Genomic DNA, 16805 nt, shown 5'->3' with positions numbered 1-16805 from the left:
TAAGAGTATTATGCGAAAAACCTTGTCCCATACTTTAAAATATATCAAAATATTCTGAAATTAACAATTGTAATGCAATCTCCTATAGAAATTATTACATTAGGTTTAATATTTTTCCATGCACAATTGTTGAGAAAATTATAGCCACCTTACAAAAGGAAGAATTTTCAGATATTATTAAATTGACAAGATTATACATCTAGACAACTTTTTGTATAGGAGTGTTAATATGTTAAACAAGTTCAAATTCATTTGTTGTACTTTAGTAATCTTCTTACTGCTACCGCTGGTTTCCTTTCAAGCACAAGCAGCAAACAATTTAGGATCAAAATTACTCGTTGGATACTGGCATAACTTCGATAACGGTACTGGCATTATTAAATTAAAAGACGTTTCATCAAAATGGGATGTAATCAACGTATCTTTCGGTGAAACTGGTGGTGACCGTTCCACTGTTGAATTTTCTCCTGTATATGGTACAGATGCAGAGTTCAAATCAGATATTTCTTATTTAAAAAGTAAAGGAAAGAAAGTAGTTCTTTCAATAGGCGGACAAAATGGGGTCGTTTTACTTCCTGACAATGCTGCTAAGCAACGTTTTATTAATTCCATACAATCTCTGATCGATAAATACGATTTTGATGGAATAGATATTGACCTTGAATCAGGTATTTACTTAAATGGAAATGACACTAATTTCAAAAACCCAACTACTCCTCAAATCGTAAATCTTATTTCAGCTATTCGAACAATCTCTGATCATTATGGTCCAGATTTTCTATTAAGCATGGCTCCTGAAACAGCTTATGTTCAAGGTGGTTATAGCGCATACGGAAGCATCTGGGGTGCATATTTACCAATTATTTACGGAGTGAAAGATAAACTAACATACATTCACGTTCAACACTATAATGCTGGCAGTGGCATTGGAATGGACGGTAATAACTACAATCAAGGTACTGCAGACTACGAAGTCGCTATGGCAGATATGCTCTTACATGGTTTTCCAGTAGGAGGTAATGCAAATAACATTTTCCCAGCTCTTCGTTCGGATCAAGTAATGATTGGACTCCCTGCAGCACCAGCGGCAGCTCCAAGTGGCGGATATATTTCTCCAACTGAAATGAAAAAAGCTTTAGATTATATCATTAAAGGCATTCCTTTCGGCGGAAAGTATAAACTTTCAAATCAAAGTGGCTATCCTGCCTTCCGCGGTCTAATGTCTTGGTCTATTAATTGGGATGCAAAAAATAACTTTGAATTCTCTAGTAACTCTAGAACATATTTCGATGCTATTCCCTTTCAAAAATAATAAAAAACAACAATAGGTTATAGGACCTATTGTTGTTTTTTATTTATGTAAATTACTTTTTCACTTCTACATGATGAAGAGATTTTTTTCGATCTCTTACATAACTATTTACAAGGCTTAAAAGTAATTTACCACCAATTAACATCGCGCGTTCATCAAAATCAGCACGTAACGCCATCGTCTCTCCAGGTCTTTCACCTTCAATTACACCGATTACCCCTCTTCCCCCAACATCTGTTGTCACATCAATATGAAAACTTTTTAAGATTTTAGCTATTTTTTTCGGCGTTTCTATTTCTTGAAACGATAGCTCTGGGTATTGATGAAAATCTCTTCGCCACAAAACCATTTGGTTATATAAACTTTCCAATTCTTTATGCCATGTTTCTATCATAGAAATTCCCCTTTCTTTTTTAACACTTTAAATAAAAGTTACATAATATTCTGTTTTTAATCAATAAAAAAGAGAACTTTCTCTGAAAGTCCTGCTACTATTGAATAGGCAAGTTACTATTTTGCTTCAACACAAATACTGAAAGTTCAGGCACACTCCAAAATCTAACAGGCATTCGAGTTGTCCCAATACCACGATTTACGTATAAATGTAACTGCTTATTCTTCCCTTCTAATTCATACATACCTTCAACATGACTTTCAGCTAGTTTTGTAGTAATTAATGGACCTATAAAAGGAATTTGAACTTGTCCTCCGTGACTATGTCCTGACATTTGAAAATCAACCGGATAACGAGCTACTTTATCTACAACATCCGGCTCATGTACTAATAGCATATTGAAATCTTGTTGCCTTACATGTTTTAAAGTCGAGTCTATTTGCGGCTTACCTAATAAGAAATCATCCAAACCTGATATTGTAATATATTTACCGTTTTCCGCTTTAATTTTCTGCACTTCATTTACTAACACAGAGAAACCAGCTTCCTCCATATACTTTTTATAAAATAAACTACCTCCACCGCCCCTGTCATGATTCCCAAACACAGCATATTTCCCTAAGGGCGCATGTATTTTCTGTAAAATACTTTTCGCTTCTTCTCTTTCTGCTTTATACGATCCAAACTTATCTATTAAATCCCCTGTGAAAACTACTACATCTGGACTTAATGCATTCATCTTCTCCACCAAATTTTCTAGTTGTTTCAATGTGAATTCTGGCCCTAAATGTACATCTGAGAACTGCAATATTTTTTTATTATTAAACTCTTTAGGAATTGTAGAAGCTTCTATTTCATTCCACGTAACTGTTACTAGTTTTCGTTCTATTTCTGTCGCATAGAAATACAAACTTATAGAAATCATTACTATACTTATGAAACTGATTATAGATATCTTGACGATTGATTTTTTTTGTTCTTCTTTTACATGATACGTATTCATGTTCTCACCTCTAGACGTACTTTAAAGCCTTATTGTTACATTAATGTGACAACACGAACAACATTAGTTATATCCAATTCCACCCCTGCTCACTTTGACAAATTTATACAGAAGTCATAACATATTTTTATAATACATAGATTCTTAAAAATGTTCCATTTATTTTTATCATTTTATTAAGGAGAGATTATTCATGTCTGTATTTACACCAGAAGAAATTACGGAACTTGCTGCTAATTCTGGAAGAAAAAAAGCTCATTTATCATTACTCCCTATGCTAATTCTCGGTTTTTTTGGCGGTGCTTTCATAGCATTAGGGTATTTACTCGATATTCATGTTATTGGAACAATGCCAAAGTCTTGGGGATCATTTACTAGTTTTCTAGGTGCTGCTGTATTCCCTATCGGACTTATACTCGTTATTCTTGCAGGCGGTGAGTTAGTAACTGGAAATATGATGACCGTTTCAATGGCGTGGCTTCATAAAAAAATTGACTTATTTCACTTCATTCGAAATTTAGTTATTGTTACGTTTAGCAACTTCATAGGTGCTGTATTCGTTGCTTATTTTTTCGGTCATATCGTCGGATTAACAGAGGGAGCTTTTTTAGCGAAAACAATTTCTATTGCGCAAGCTAAACTACAAGATACACCACTACAAGCTTTCATTTCTGCAATCGGATGTAATTGGCTCGTTTGTTTAGCTGTTTGGCTCAGTATGGGAAGTAAAGAATTTATCGGAAAGATTATCGGCATTTGGTTCCCAGTTATGACTTTTGTTGCGATTGGATTTCAACACGTTGTAGCCAATATGTTTGTCATCCCAGCTGCAATTTTTTCCGGTCATTTAACTTGGGCTGAATATTTTCCAAACTTCATTTTTGTTTTCTTCGGAAACTTAGTAGGCGGTATGTTCTTTGTAGCATTACCTTATTTCATATCTTATAATAAGAAACTATCTCTAAATAAAGAGAAGAATGAAATAAAGAACAAATCTGTATCGGCTTAAATTAGAGGTCTATAAAGTGACTCTAAAAATATTACAAATTTCATTTTTTTTGCGAATATATGTACGTACACTTGTTCTCGAATGTTTTATACGTTATAATAACAACTTAAATAGCATTATTTACATATGAGGTGAAAAACATGAACAAAACAGAATTAATTAAAAACGTAGCACAAAATGCTGAGATTTCTCAAAAAGAAGCTACTGTAGTTGTACAAACTGTAGTAGAATCAATCACTAACACTTTAGCTGCTGGTGAAAAAGTACAACTTATCGGATTCGGTACATTCGAAGTTCGCGAAAGAGCTGCTCGTACAGGCCGTAACCCACAAACTGGTGAAGAAATGCAAATCGCAGCTTCTAAAGTACCTGCTTTCAAAGCTGGTAAAGAACTAAAAGAAGCTGTAAAATAATGAAAAATAGCCTTCTCGTTTACGAGAGGGCTATTTTTTCATTATATAATTAATAAAAATCTGACCATTATGCTGTTTCTTTTGTTCCTTTATGCAAATAAAACCTTTACTTTCAAAGAAAGGTTTTGCTGTAATACTCGCCTCTGTATATATCTCCCTATGTCCCAAGTTCACTGCTTCTTTTTCTAACTTCTGTAATATGGATGAAGCTATCCTTTTCCCTTGATAATCTTTATGTGTAAATAAGCGATCTACGTAATAATCCTCATTATAATCTCCAAATCCGACTATCACACCGTTATGATCCGCTACATAACTAATATTCTTCTCTAAAGACTTTAACCAGCTTTCCCTATCTAGTTGATCTGATGCCCATGCCTGTAACTGTAACACGTTATAATCTTTTGCATTAATTGTATGAACTGTTTCATAGAACAACTGTAATACTTGGTCTAAATCGTCTTTATGGAATGTCCTAATGATCGTATCTTTTAACATATTTGAGCCTCCTTACTAAACTATCATTTAACTTTTCTACCATTTACGATTCAATATTTCTGCTTTATTATAACTTTTTTCTTCCTATATAAACAAAAAACAATACTTATTTCAAAGTATTGTTTTTTGTTTAAAAGCATATTCAATTACTCTATAGATTTACATTTTTATTATTTTAATTTCACTCTTTGCAATCGTAATGCATTTAATACGACCGATACAGAACTAAATGCCATAGCCGCTCCTGCAACCCAAGGTGCTAAGAAGCCGAACGCTGCAATCGGGATTCCTAAGCCGTTATAAGCTAGTGCCCAGAATAAATTTTGCTTAATATTTCTTATCGTCATCTTACTCATAAAGATTGCATCAGCAATACTATTTAAATCACCACGAATTAACGTAATATCTGCTGCTTCCATCGCTACATCCGTTCCTGTTCCAATTGCCATACCGATATCCGCCGTAGCAAGAGCAGGTGCATCATTTATTCCATCTCCAACCATTGCTACTTTCTTACCTTGCGCTTGAAGTTTTTTCACTTCTTCTGCTTTTCCTTCTGGTAATACTTCTGCAATTACGTGATCAATACCAACTTGCTTAGCGATTGCTTGAGCAGTTTGTGTATTATCTCCTGTAATCATAACAACGTCTAGACCCATTTTCTTCAGTCTAGCGATTGCTGCTTTTGAAGTATCTTTTACAGTATCTGCAACAGCCACTATACCAGCATATTCTTTATTGATCGCAATAAGCATTGCTGTTTTTCCTTCTCGTTCTAGCTCTTCCATCGATTTAGAAATTTCTTCAATATCAATATCGAATTTCTTCATTAATCGACGTGTACCAATTAATAGTTGTTTCCCTTCTACAACTGATTCGATACCGAATCCCGGAATCGCTTCAAACGTTTCTGAACTTGGGATATCAATTTTCTTTTCTTTAATTCCTTCTACAATCGCTTCTGCGAGTGGGTGTTCAGAATTTTTTTCTGCCGCACCTACTAAACGTAGTATCTCTTCTTCGTGGAATCCATCTGCTACAATTACATCTGTTAACACTGGTTTCCCATTTGTCACAGTACCTGTTTTATCTAGAATAACTGTATCTAATCGATGCGTTGCTTCTAAATGCTCCCCGCCTTTAAATAAAATGCCATACTCAGCTGATCTTCCTGATCCAGCCATAATAGATGTAGGTGTCGCAAGACCTAGTGCACATGGACATGCGATAACAAGTACTGCTATCATTTTCTCAAGTGCCCCGCCAAAATCACCTGGTGTAACAAATATCATCCACACTACAAATGTAATAATAGCAATTACAACTACAACCGGTACGAAAATACCTGAAATTTGATCTGCTACCCTTTGAATAGGAGCTTTTGAACCTTGAGCCTCTTCTACTACTTTAATAATTTGAGCTAATGCAGTATCTCTTCCTACCTTAGTTGCTTTCACTTTTAAAAATCCATTTTTATTCATTGTAGAACCGATTACTAAATCCCCAATTGTTTTATCAACTGGAATACTTTCACCCGTTAACATCGATTCATCAATTGCTGATTTCCCTTCTACAATCTCACCATCTACCGGAATTTTTTCACCAGGCTTTACATAAACGATATCACCAGCTACTACTTCTTCGATTAAAATTTTCATTTCTGTTCCATCTCGCACAACTGTAGCTGTCTTTGCTTGTAAACCCATCAATTTTTTAATTGCTTCTGATGAACGTCCCTTTGCTTTTGCTTCAAATAATTTACCTAAAATAATTAGTGTAATAAGTACCGCGCTTGTTTCAAAATATAAATCTGTCATATGTTCCGAAGAACCGATAGATTGAATGCTTAAATATACACTATAGAAATAAGCAGCCGATGTTCCAAGCGCCACAAGAACATCCATGTTAGCACTTTTATTACGTAACGCTTTATAAGCCCCAACATAAAACTGTCCACCAATGATAAATTGAACTGGTGTTGCAAGAGCTAGCTGCACCCAAGGATTCATAAGCATATCAGGTAAATAAATAAACGATGTAAATGAGAAGTGACTTACCATTGCCCACAGTAACGGGAATGATAAAATAAACGAAATGATAAACTTCTTCTTTTGTCGCTCAATTTCTTGTAAGCGATGATCAGTTGATCCATCTTGCTCATCTGATTTCACTTCCAATTTATATCCTAATTTTGTAATTGCACTCTTCATTTCATTTACATTAACTTCATCAGGATTAAAATCTACTGTAGCCGTTTCCAAAGCGAAATTTACTGTCGCTTCATTCACACCTTCTAATTTATTTAAACGCTTTTCTACTCTATTGGCACATGCTGCGCATGTCATTCCTGAAACAGTAAATTCAGCTTTATCACTTAAAATTCCATATCCTAACGATTCAACTTTTTCCTTAAATTGTTGTGGATTTGTTTTTTGGGGATCATACATTATTTTTGTTTTTTCAAGTGCAAAATTTACATTTGCATCATGAACACCTTCTACTTTTTTTAGACCTTTTTCAATTCTATTTGCACACGCCGCACATGTCATTCCTGATATTTGAAGATTGGCCTCTTTTTTTTCATTCATGTCTCTCACCTCTACATACCCTTATGAGGTATAATTATTAGCAAAATAAATCGTACTTCCTATAAAGTACGATTTATTTCCATATCTAAAAAATAATTATTGAACATCGTATCCTTGATCTTCGATTACAGCAACGATATCTTTTAATGTTATAGCAGACGAATCGATAGTAACTTCAACAGTTCCTTCTGCCAATTGAACCTTCACTTGTTCAACACCGTTTAACTCTTTCACACTGCTTTCGATAGCATTTACACAATGTCCACAAGACATACCTTCAACTTTTAATGTTAACTGTTCCATTTAAAATCCTCCTCTTGTTTATTCATTGTTTGTTAATCACAACCTCATCTTACCATACCCCCCTAAGGTAATCAATGGTTTTGTGTCATGATTTTTCAATTATTTTCTAAAAATTTATTTTACACACACTTTTTCACACCAATACCTCGAAATCCTATATAGAGGTAAATAAAAAAACAAGCCAGTTACATACTAGCTTGTTCTTACGCTTTTGAAAAACGTTCAAATACTGTCATTAATTCTTCAATTGCTTCGTCACCATTACCGTTTTTAATAGCACCCGAAACACAATGATTCGTATGGTTTTTGAGAACACCCATCCCTACTTTTTTCATTGCTGCATTAATCGCTGAAATTTGCACTAAAATATCCACGCAATAACGATCATTTTCAATCATATTTTGAATACCACGAACTTGTCCTTCGATTCTCTTCAATCTATTTATAATTTGCTCTTTTTCTTTTTCTGATCTATGTGTTACTGATTCATGCTCTTTATGATCCATATTATCACCTTCTTAAAAGTTCTCTTCATCCAATAAAACAATTGATTTTATGAGTATACCAATTATAGCATTAAATATCTATGTATGATACCCCATATGAGTATATTTCCACTTTATGATTATTCTTAACACATTATTAGCTTCTCAGTCTCAATTTTCATGATACCCTTTCCTTTTTGTCAAAAAATCATTATATGTCCGATCAAAATCCAATAAATTAAAACAATAATAAGCGAGGATTATCCATCCCCGCTTATTATTCGTCTACAAATATAAAAGCCTCAATCTTCACATATTTGAATTGAGACTTTTTTCTCCCTATATAATTATTGCTGATCACATACTTTTGTATCATTCACTACTGAAGTTCCTTCAACGGTTACCGTATGAAAACAATCATTCACTCGAACTGTCACAACATTATCTTGCCGATCAATGATATGATATTCATTAAAATTTTTATTCAGAGCACTGCGAATTTGTTCTCCTTCATAAATTGGGATGCCATGCGATAAAACCCAAATAAGTCCAGCGATAGCAAGAATAGTTTTCATACGATCTACCTCCTTGGGAATATAGTGAACTTTTCATCCATGCTTTTTCAGCTCTACGAATCCTGCTTGTAATAAACCAAGCCTTTTGGAAATAAGTTCATTTCGTCTATTTTATGTTTATGCTAATTGTGACCGAATTGTGACAACTTTTTGTCTCTTTAGACGAAAAGTTGAAACAAAACTTTCAAAAAGGACAATTCTACTTGCACAAACAAAAGGCTATGGAGAATTTCCCAGAGCCTTTTGTTTGCATTTTATTAGATATTCATTTCAATTTATAGGTAACTAATAAATCTTAATCCTTTACTTAAAGAAGTCGGCACAATAGATGCATGATTTTCCCCTTCAGCCTCATAAAACGCAAATCGAAACTGGTCGTTTTTTACCTGAAGAAGGCGCTCTGATAATTCGTTTGCACCTACAACCATATGCTCTCGTTCTAGTGAACCAACTGTAAGAAATACTCCTGTTTTAACTTTTGCATTGTTTAATTCATTTATAAGATTCTCTTCTTTTTCAAGCACAGATTGGTTATTCCACCAAATAGATGGACTACTAATAAAGTAATTTTGAAAGGCATTTACGTTTGTAAATAATATATGTAAAGCAAATAGACCACCTAGCGAATGCCCAAATAATGTTTGTTTTCTTTCATTAATTTTATAATGTTTTTCAATTTGAGGTTTCAGTTCTTCTTCTATAAAAGTAAAGAAGTTATGCGCACCTCCTGTTTTAGGCCACGGTTTACCGTCTGGTTTTAAAGGCGCATCTTTTGAAATTACGCTAGGCGTAAAATCATAGCACCTTTCTTCACCTGAAAATGCCCCTTCAATACGATAACCAATCCCTACTATAACGGCTGGTGAAACACCTGTTTTTTCTGCTCTAACTGATTGTATTTTAACTGCTTCATGGAATGTTTGAAAAAAGGCATTGCCATCTAATACGTATATAACAGGATATCCTGACTCTGGTGCTGGCTGTCTCGGCTTTGAAATATGAATTTGATATTCCTTACCTTCTAATTTTGAATACATGTTCCACTGCTCTGTATTAGATGTTATAATCTGCTGTTTTTCAATAGTAGTATTCATCTTATATCCCCCCTTAACTCGTTACATATATTCCCACTTTTTCATCTTGAGGTACAACGCTATCGTATCCAAAACAAACAGGAGACCCATTATACGGATCAATCATGACACGTGCATCAATATGAAATACTTCTTTTAACACTTCATTTGTAATGATTTCTTCTGGGCTACCAGTTGTAACGATTTCCCCTTCCTTCATTGCAATAATTTCATCTGAAAACCTCGCTGCATGGTTAATATCATGTAGTACCATTACGACCGTACAATTATGCTCTTTGTTTAATTTTTCTACAATTTGTAATACATCTAATTGATGAGACATATCAAGATATGTAGTTGGTTCATCTAGTAGTAACACTTCTGTCTCTTGTGCTAACGCCATCGCTAGCCATACCTTTTGTCGTTGACCGCCTGATAAATTTGCAATTTGTCTCGTTCGAAATTCAGAAGTTTTCGTTATATCTAATGCCCAGTCAATCATCTCTTTATCTTTTGAAGTTAGCTTATTTACATTATTTCGATGTGGATAACGTCCATAAGAAATTAATTCTTCTACTTTCAGCTCTCCTGGCGCAATTGGAGTTTGCGGGAGTAAAGCTAACTGCTTCGCAATTTCTTTCGTTGGAATTGTATTTAAATCCTGTCCTTGCAAATATACTTTACCGCTCTTTTGCTTTAAAATTCTTCCCATTGTTTTTAACAGTGTCGATTTACCGCACCCGTTTGGTCCTATAATTGTCGTTACTTTTCCTTCTTGTATTTCCACATTTAAATCGCGAAACACTGTAAGCTTTTCATAACTTGTTTCTAAATTTTTTGTACTTAAAATACTCACTTTTATTCCTCCTCTTACGCTTTCGCCTTATAAAGTAAATATAAGAAATAAGGTACACCGACAATAGAAATAACGATTCCAACTGGTAACTCTACAGGTGTGAAAACTGTTTTTGCAATAAAGTCTGAAGCAATTACAAGGAACATTCCGATTACTCCGCACGTCGGAATGATATGCTTATGCTGAATACCGACAAGTCGTTTCGCTATATGCGGTGCCATTAGTCCAATGAAACCAATACTTCCTGAAACAGCAACACATGCGCTCACAAGTCCAATACTACTTAGTAGTAAAATTGATTTCTCTCTTTCTACTGAAACACCTAAACTTGTAATACTCGTTTCTTCCAATTGAAATAAATCTAATAAATAAGCTTTCTTTTGTATGAGAGGAATTAATATAATAAGCCATGGCAACATAGCAATAATATATTTCCAGTTTGCATTATAAATACTTCCAGACACCCATACTGCAGCCATTTCAAAATCAGTTGACTTCATTTTGAGTGATAAGTACATAGAAAAGGCTCCAAATCCTGATCCAATCGCAATCCCTGTTAATAAAAGACGCTGCGAATCTAACTTACCGTTTTTCCAAGAAAACAGATAAATAATGATAGCTGCACCTAATCCGCCCACTAAACCAAACATTGGCATCATCATAATAGAAACCCAGTCTGTACTTTTTAATTGTCCTTGAAAGAAAAACATAAAAATAACGATGGCTGTTCCTGCTCCGGCATTTACGCCTAAAATACCTGGGTCCGCCAATCCATTTCTCGTAATCCCTTGAATTACAGCACCGGCAACGCCGAGACCTAATCCTACTAATCCAGCAATTACAATGCGCGGAAGACGAAACTCAAAAATAACTAAATCATGGTCTGGCACTGGATCTATTCTAAGGAGTGTTTTAAATACATCTGTAATTGTAATATCAAACGTACCATTCGTTAAACTTATGTAAATAGCACATAGTATTAAAAATATAATAATCCCCATCGTCATTCCAAAACGTTGACTTGAGCTTTTAAGCATGTCTCTCTCCTCCTCTTGTACGGATTAAATAAAGGAAGAAAGGAATTCCAATTAAAGATGTTACGACTCCGATTGGCGTTTCAAATGGATAATTTACAAATCTACTTAAAACGTCACATAATGCTAAAAAAACGCCGCCAATAACGCCTGCACATGGTAAAATCCATTTATAATCTACCCCAATTATAAAGCGAGTAATGTGCGGAATAATTAAACCTACAAAACCAACTTTCCCCACTAAAGCAACTGCAGTTCCTGTTAAAAAGATAACTGATAAAATAGCCATCGCTTTAACTAGTTTTGTACGCTGTCCTAGATTAATAGAAACTTCTTCTCCTAAAGAAAGAATAGTAATAGATTTTGAGATTAACAGAGCTAAAACTATTCCTATTATCCCAAAAGGTATCGTGATTTTAATTATATTAGGATCGACTTGATCTAATTTTGCATTAAACCAAAAACTAACATTTTGAGAAATTTGGAAATATGAAGCCATTGCAGCAGATACACTGCTTAAAAATGTTCCAATAACTGTCCCTATAATTGCTAACCGAACTGGTGATAAGCCATTTTGAAGAAGCGAACCAAAACCAAACACAATACCGGCTCCGAGTGCAGAACCAATCATTGAACATAAAACCATGCCAATTGAGGACATTCCTGGAAGAAAAATCATACAAAGTGTAATAACAAAGGCTGCCCCATCCGTCACACCCATAATAGAAGGGGATGCAAGATAGTTTCTTGTCATCCCCTGCATAAGTGCTCCTGATATGGCTAGAAATGCTCCGACTAAAAGAGCTGCAACTACCCTTGGCAAACGTGAAGTAATAATAATATTATGATTTACATCGCTTGAATCAAAATGAAATAATGCATTCCACACTGTTTGAGCATCGATGTTTTTCGCACCATATAATACAGAAAGTATAACTGTAAATAAAATCAATACGGGCGCTATACATAAAATGGTTACTGGTACCGCATTCGTTTTCTGCATATCATTCAACGCACCTTACTTATTATATTATTTAGATAAATTTTTCACTGCTTCTTTTAAGAATGCTGTTTTACTCCAAGCTGTACCACCTTGTGCCATTGGGTCCACAACGTTTACAAATACTTTCTTTTCTTTCGCAGCATTCATACTTTGCCAAATTGGATTGCCTTCAATTTCTTCTAGCACTTCCGGGTTTTTATTTTCAGTTGTCTCATATTGTAAGAAAATATAATCTGGGTTAAGTTCAGCAAGTTTTTCAAATGAGATTTTCTCTTGTGCTTTTACTGTTTTCAATTGTTCTGGAGCAGTTAATCCAAGATCTTTATAAATTACAGGGTTGAAGTACACTCCTTCTGGATATAGGAATAATTCGTTTGCTCTTAGTCTAATGACAAGTACTTTTTTGTCTTTTAACTTATCTCCTAGTTTTGCTTTTGCTTTTTCAGCATCCGCATTGTAATCTTTAATAATTTTTTCTGCTTTATCTTTTTTACCAGTTAATTCTCCCATTAACTTTAAGTTATCTTCCCAATTTGTTGAAACGTGTGATACCGGGAATGTCGGAGCTACTTTCGTAAACTTTTCAGCTGTTTCTGCTGGGAATTTCGTACTTGATGTAATAACATCTGGTTTTAATTGAAGTAATGTTTCGAAATTTGGTTGCATTTTCTCACCAACAGATTTCGCACCTTCTAAATCTTTCTCAAGATACTTTGGTAATTTTCCACCTACAGTAATCGCACCTACTGGTTTAATTCCAAGTACCGCTGCATCTTCCATTGACTCTAAACTAGCTGTCGCAATTTTATCTACTTTTGCTGGTACTGTATATTCTTTACCTAAGTATGTAATTTTTCGTTTTTCGTCTTTTTTCGTCTCACTAGCCTTTGTCTGTTGTGTTTTTTCTCCTGAAGTCTTATCCGCACTATTACATGCTGCTAGTCCTACACTTAAAACTGTAACCATCCCTAATGTAAATAACTTCTTATTCATCTTTATATATCTCCTCTCGAGTTTTCAAAACTATATTCTCAATAAAATTTAACTATATGAAACTTGTCTTACATATATATTTCATTAGATTAATAATTCTATCCAGAACTCATTCTCGTTCACTTCCCCTAGGATATAATTCTTTTACACCTCATCCATTGATAATCTTTTCCATTGATAATGATTATCGTTACTAAGTATATATTTAATATGCAATTATTTCAAGAAAGATTTGAAAAATTTTAACAAACTGAATTAAAAAAGAAGTATCCGCCTAATCTTAGGGGGATACTTCTTTTTTTAGAAATTTATATGTAATTCAACTGGGCAATGGTCTGATCCCATTACTTCACTATTAATTTTCGCCTCTGTTATTTGGTCTTTCATTCTTTCGGAAGCAACAAAATAATCTAAACGCCATCCAATATTTTTTGCTCTCGCTCCCATTCGATACGACCACCACGAATATGCGCCTTCCTGATCAGGATATAGATGACGATACGTATCAATAAATCCTTCTTCTAAAATACATGTAAACTTCTCTCTTTCTTCATCAGAAAACCCAGGATTTTTACGATTACTTTTTGGATTTTTCAAATCTATTTCTTTATGAGCAACGTTTAAGTCTCCGCAAAAAATAACTGGTTTTTTCTCATCTAATCGTTTAATATACGCCCGGAAATCATCTTCCCATTTCATTCTGTAATCTAATCGTTCTAATCCTCGTTTTGAATTTGGTGTATATAACGTAATTATGTAAAAATTTTCGAACTCTAAAGTAATAACTCGTCCTTCTTGATCATGCTCTTCAATGCCCAAACCATAAGTAACAGAAAGCGGTTCTTTTTTCGTGAAAATAGCCGTTCCTGAATAGCCTTTTTTCACAGCATAATTCCAATATGTATAATATCCCTCTGGATTTAAATCGATTTGCCCATCTTGTAATTTAATCTCTTGTAAACAAAATATATCTGCATTAGATTCCTCGAGATATTCTAAAAATCCACCTTTTGCGATAACTGCACGTAAACCATTTACATTCCATGAAATGAACTTCATTTATAGTCCTCCTCTTGATGTTTATTTCCAAATTTCATGCTATCACAAAATAGAAAAACAATCATATTTTCACCTTTGTAATCTTGCTCTTACATTTGTGAATACATACATACGTACATTATTCAGGTTATACTAATTTCAGAGGTGATGTTCTTTGCACAATGAAGGGTTTACGTTAACAAGTGAGCATTGGCAAGCAATTATTCATAATGATTCTTCCTATGATAACAAATTCTTTTATGCCGTGAAATCAACCGGAATCTTTTGCAGGCCGTCATGCAAATCAAGAATACCGAATAAAAACAATGTACGAATTTTTCTTCATGCAAATCAAGCATTAAGTGAAAACTTTCGCCCATGCAAACGTTGTAAACCAAATGGGCTCACTTTACCTAATGAAGAGTGGATAGAACAAATTAAAAATTATATTGAAAAGCACTTTGAAGAATTATTAACTCTCGACATACTTGCGGAAATGTGCCATGGTAGCCCCTTTCATTTACAACGTACTTTCAAAAAAATGACAGGAATAAGTCCAATAGAATATATACAACAATTCAGGATTGTTAAAGCAGAAGAATATCTATCAAATACAAATCAATCTATTAAAGAAATTAGTACTGCTGTCGGGATAGAAAACCCGGAGTATTTCGCAACTTTATTTAAAAAGAAAACCGGATTTACTCCTACTGAATATCGAAAAAAGAACGAAATGAAAGAGGGATACAATAATGAATTCCTACAAAAATAATTATATATATTGGACACTACTTACACATAAAAATTGGCATTTTCATATTGCTGCGACTGAAAATGGACTATGTTTCATTGGATCACAAAACGAAAACTTTGAAGAATTAAATATATGGGCTAGCAAAAAACTACCCCATCATATATTGATCCATAGTCCAGATTACTTGCAAATATATACGAAAGAAATTATCGAGTATTTAGAAAACAAGCGAGAAACTTTTACATTCTCTATCGATGCTTACGGAACTGACTTTCAATTATCTGTTTGGAATACGGTACGTGAAATTCCTTATGGAAACACATATTCTTATACAGAAATTGCCGAAAGAATTCAAAAACCTAAAGCTGTACGTGCCGTTGCTTCTGCTATTGCTGCCAACCCTCTTCTCATTACAATTCCTTGTCATCGTGTTATCGGGAAGAATGGTAAACTAACTGGTTTTAGAGGGGGATTAGAAATGAAGAAAGAATTGCTTGCATTAGAAAAGTTACAGGTGGAATTCATATGACAGCAAAATATAATAACGCATTAACTTTAGCAGTTCCAACAGAATTTAGTTTCCAAGAAAATTTGCGCTATCTATCCCGCTCTAACAATGAATGTATGTTTCACATTGAAGATAACAAAATTTATAAAGTTATCCCTGTTCACGATGTAAATCCTTTAGTTGAGATTAGTATGAATACGGATGATACTATTCAAATACGTTTTTTAGGAGAATCCTATATCTCTGAAAAGTGGATATGCAACGCTGTAGCTAACTATGTAACTGAATGGTTTGATTTAAATACTGATTTGGCTCCCTTCTATCAATTAGCTAAACTTGATCCACTCCTTCGAGGTCCTATTCAAAAGTTTTATGGACTTCGAACTTTAGGTATTCCTGATTTATTTGAGGCACTTTCCTGGGGAATTATTGGTCAGCAAATTAATCTTACATATGCTTATACGCTAAAAAGAAGATTAGTCGAGACATTTGGAAGTTATGTAGAATGGGACGATAGAAAACATTGGATATTCCCTTCTCCTGAAACGATTGGAAAGCTACATGTAGAAGATCTCAAAAAGTTAAAAATGACAACTAGAAAATGTGAATATTTAATCGGGGTTGCAAAGCTTATTACAGAAGGAAAACTATCAAAAGAATCTTTACTACAAATACAAAATATAAAAATCGCTGAAAAACAATTAACTGCTATACATGGTATAGGACCATGGACTGCCAACTATGTTTTAATGCGCTGTTTACGCTTTCCTTCCGCTTTTCCAATTGACGATGTCGGCTTGCACAATGCAATTAAATGCATAACAGGTTCCAAAAGTAAACCGACTAAACATGAAATAAAAGATTTTGCGGCAAATTGGATCAACTGGGAGTCTTACGCAACTTTTTATTTGTGGCAAGTTTTATACTAAAGAACCAAGTAGCACATCTGTACTACTTGGTTCTTTT

The 16805-nt window shown here is 34.1% G+C and carries 18 protein-coding genes and 1 pseudogene; 6 read left to right on the top strand and 13 right to left on the bottom strand.

Features of this window, described 5'->3' with window-relative positions; genetic code table 11:
- Positions 1-229 precede the first annotated feature (229 nt).
- Positions 230-1312, top strand: a complete 1083-nt coding sequence (locus tag V7S50_RS03240; RefSeq protein ID WP_242251947.1) for a chitinase — start codon at positions 230-232, stop codon at positions 1310-1312.
- A gap of 154 nt (positions 1313-1466) precedes the next feature.
- Here the strand turns inward: V7S50_RS03240 and V7S50_RS03235 are convergent.
- Positions 1467-1706, bottom strand: a pseudogene (locus V7S50_RS03235) (amidohydrolase); the annotation flags it as partial.
- Positions 1707-1803: 97 nt separating this feature from the next.
- Positions 1804-2709, bottom strand: a complete 906-nt coding sequence (locus tag V7S50_RS03230) for a metallophosphoesterase (protein WP_242251948.1) — start codon at positions 2707-2709, stop codon at positions 1804-1806.
- 193 nt (positions 2710-2902) lie between these two features.
- Here V7S50_RS03230 and V7S50_RS03225 point away from each other — a divergent pair, with 193 nt between their 5' ends.
- Entirely contained in the window at positions 2903-3718 is an 816-nt protein-coding gene (locus V7S50_RS03225) for a formate/nitrite transporter family protein (protein ID WP_242251949.1), read from the top strand.
- Positions 3719-3858: 140 nt separating this feature from the next.
- Positions 3859-4131, top strand: a complete 273-nt coding sequence (locus tag V7S50_RS03220; RefSeq protein WP_001043904.1) for an HU family DNA-binding protein — start codon at positions 3859-3861, stop codon at positions 4129-4131.
- 30 nt (positions 4132-4161) lie between these two features.
- Here V7S50_RS03220 and V7S50_RS03215 read toward each other — a convergent pair whose 3' ends face one another.
- From V7S50_RS03215 to V7S50_RS03165, 11 genes are all read right to left on the bottom strand, one after another.
- A complete protein-coding gene (locus tag V7S50_RS03215; protein WP_242251950.1) occupies positions 4162-4629 on the bottom strand; it encodes a GNAT family N-acetyltransferase in 468 nt (155 codons plus the stop codon).
- A 170-nt stretch (positions 4630-4799) separates the two neighbouring features.
- On the bottom strand, positions 4800-7217 hold the full coding sequence (locus tag V7S50_RS03210) for a heavy metal translocating P-type ATPase (RefSeq protein ID WP_242251951.1): 2418 nt from the start codon (positions 7215-7217) through the stop codon (positions 4800-4802).
- A 96-nt stretch (positions 7218-7313) separates the two neighbouring features.
- Positions 7314-7520: a copper chaperone CopZ gene (gene copZ, locus V7S50_RS03205; RefSeq protein WP_060631903.1), complete on the bottom strand. Its 207-nt coding sequence runs from the start codon at positions 7518-7520 to the stop codon at positions 7314-7316.
- A gap of 203 nt (positions 7521-7723) precedes the next feature.
- The gene (locus tag V7S50_RS03200; RefSeq protein WP_063221009.1) at positions 7724-8026 is read right to left on the bottom strand and encodes a metal-sensing transcriptional repressor; all 303 of its coding nucleotides are present in this window, start codon (positions 8024-8026) and stop codon (positions 7724-7726) included.
- Between the two features lie 326 nt (positions 8027-8352).
- Positions 8353-8580 carry a hypothetical protein gene (locus tag V7S50_RS03195; protein WP_000849103.1) on the bottom strand — a complete coding sequence of 76 codons (228 nt, stop codon included), beginning with the start codon at positions 8578-8580 and terminating at the stop codon, positions 8353-8355.
- Between the two features lie 275 nt (positions 8581-8855).
- Positions 8856-9674 (bottom strand): alpha/beta hydrolase, encoded by an 819-nt coding sequence (locus V7S50_RS03190; RefSeq protein WP_242251953.1) that lies wholly within the window; start codon positions 9672-9674, stop codon positions 8856-8858.
- 13 nt (positions 9675-9687) lie between these two features.
- Complete coding sequence (locus V7S50_RS03185) at positions 9688-10509, bottom strand: ABC transporter ATP-binding protein (RefSeq protein WP_242251955.1); 822 nt, start codon at positions 10507-10509, stop codon at positions 9688-9690.
- A 14-nt stretch (positions 10510-10523) separates the two neighbouring features.
- Complete coding sequence (locus tag V7S50_RS03180) at positions 10524-11546, bottom strand: FecCD family ABC transporter permease (protein ID WP_029439532.1); 1023 nt, start codon at positions 11544-11546, stop codon at positions 10524-10526.
- The gene (locus V7S50_RS03175; RefSeq protein WP_242251958.1) at positions 11539-12546 is read right to left on the bottom strand and encodes a FecCD family ABC transporter permease; all 1008 of its coding nucleotides are present in this window, start codon (positions 12544-12546) and stop codon (positions 11539-11541) included. The genes V7S50_RS03180 and V7S50_RS03175 overlap by 8 nt, the downstream gene beginning before the upstream one ends.
- 27 nt (positions 12547-12573) lie before the next feature.
- Positions 12574-13539, bottom strand: coding sequence for an iron-hydroxamate ABC transporter substrate-binding protein (locus V7S50_RS03170; protein WP_242251960.1), 966 nt, complete (start codon positions 13537-13539; stop codon positions 12574-12576).
- Positions 13540-13839: 300 nt separating this feature from the next.
- On the bottom strand, positions 13840-14598 hold the full coding sequence (locus V7S50_RS03165) for an exodeoxyribonuclease III (protein ID WP_242251962.1): 759 nt from the start codon (positions 14596-14598) through the stop codon (positions 13840-13842).
- A gap of 154 nt (positions 14599-14752) precedes the next feature.
- Between V7S50_RS03165 and V7S50_RS03160 the strand changes: the two genes are divergently transcribed.
- From V7S50_RS03160 to V7S50_RS03150, 3 genes are read left to right on the top strand one after another with little or no spacing between them, the layout of a single operon-like run.
- A complete protein-coding gene (locus V7S50_RS03160; RefSeq protein WP_242251964.1) occupies positions 14753-15349 on the top strand; it encodes a bifunctional transcriptional activator/DNA repair enzyme AdaA in 597 nt (198 codons plus the stop codon).
- Positions 15330-15860 carry a methylated-DNA--[protein]-cysteine S-methyltransferase gene (locus V7S50_RS03155; protein WP_242251966.1) on the top strand — a complete coding sequence of 177 codons (531 nt, stop codon included), beginning with the start codon at positions 15330-15332 and terminating at the stop codon, positions 15858-15860. Before V7S50_RS03160 ends, V7S50_RS03155 begins: the two co-directional genes overlap by 20 nt.
- Positions 15857-16768: a DNA-3-methyladenine glycosylase family protein gene (locus V7S50_RS03150; RefSeq protein WP_242251967.1), complete on the top strand. Its 912-nt coding sequence runs from the start codon at positions 15857-15859 to the stop codon at positions 16766-16768. Before V7S50_RS03155 ends, V7S50_RS03150 begins: the two co-directional genes overlap by 4 nt.
- The last annotated feature ends 37 nt before the right edge of the window (positions 16769-16805 follow it).

The sequence above is a fragment of the Bacillus sp. CCNWLW194 genome, assembly GCF_037120585.1.
GTDB classification, from domain to species: domain Bacteria; phylum Bacillota; class Bacilli; order Bacillales; family Bacillaceae_G; genus Bacillus_A; species Bacillus_A basilensis.
This window is presented reverse-complemented; position numbering and strand designations above follow the sequence as displayed.

Coding starts and splice junctions, on each gene's coding strand:
- V7S50_RS03170 (WP_242251960.1), bottom strand. CDS start 13,539: ATGAATAAGAAGTTATTTACATTAGGGATGGTTACAGTTTTAAGTGTA.
- V7S50_RS03225 (WP_242251949.1), top strand. CDS start 2,903: ATGTCTGTATTTACACCAGAAGAAATTACGGAACTTGCTGCTAATTCT.
- V7S50_RS03195 (WP_000849103.1), bottom strand. CDS start 8,580: ATGAAAACTATTCTTGCTATCGCTGGACTTATTTGGGTTTTATCGCAT.
- V7S50_RS03155 (WP_242251966.1), top strand. CDS start 15,330: ATGAATTCCTACAAAAATAATTATATATATTGGACACTACTTACACAT.
- V7S50_RS03165 (WP_242251962.1), bottom strand. CDS start 14,598: ATGAAGTTCATTTCATGGAATGTAAATGGTTTACGTGCAGTTATCGCA.
- V7S50_RS03230 (WP_242251948.1), bottom strand. CDS start 2,709: ATGAATACGTATCATGTAAAAGAAGAACAAAAAAAATCAATCGTCAAG.
- V7S50_RS03215 (WP_242251950.1), bottom strand. CDS start 4,629: ATGTTAAAAGATACGATCATTAGGACATTCCATAAAGACGATTTAGAC.
- V7S50_RS03150 (WP_242251967.1), top strand. CDS start 15,857: ATGACAGCAAAATATAATAACGCATTAACTTTAGCAGTTCCAACAGAA.
- V7S50_RS03200 (WP_063221009.1), bottom strand. CDS start 8,026: ATGGATCATAAAGAGCATGAATCAGTAACACATAGATCAGAAAAAGAA.
- V7S50_RS03220 (WP_001043904.1), top strand. CDS start 3,859: ATGAACAAAACAGAATTAATTAAAAACGTAGCACAAAATGCTGAGATT.
- V7S50_RS03175 (WP_242251958.1), bottom strand. CDS start 12,546: ATGCAGAAAACGAATGCGGTACCAGTAACCATTTTATGTATAGCGCCC.
- copZ (WP_060631903.1), bottom strand. CDS start 7,520: ATGGAACAGTTAACATTAAAAGTTGAAGGTATGTCTTGTGGACATTGT.
- V7S50_RS03240 (WP_242251947.1), top strand. CDS start 230: ATGTTAAACAAGTTCAAATTCATTTGTTGTACTTTAGTAATCTTCTTA.
- V7S50_RS03210 (WP_242251951.1), bottom strand. CDS start 7,217: ATGAATGAAAAAAAAGAGGCCAATCTTCAAATATCAGGAATGACATGT.
- V7S50_RS03180 (WP_029439532.1), bottom strand. CDS start 11,546: ATGCTTAAAAGCTCAAGTCAACGTTTTGGAATGACGATGGGGATTATT.
- V7S50_RS03190 (WP_242251953.1), bottom strand. CDS start 9,674: ATGAATACTACTATTGAAAAACAGCAGATTATAACATCTAATACAGAG.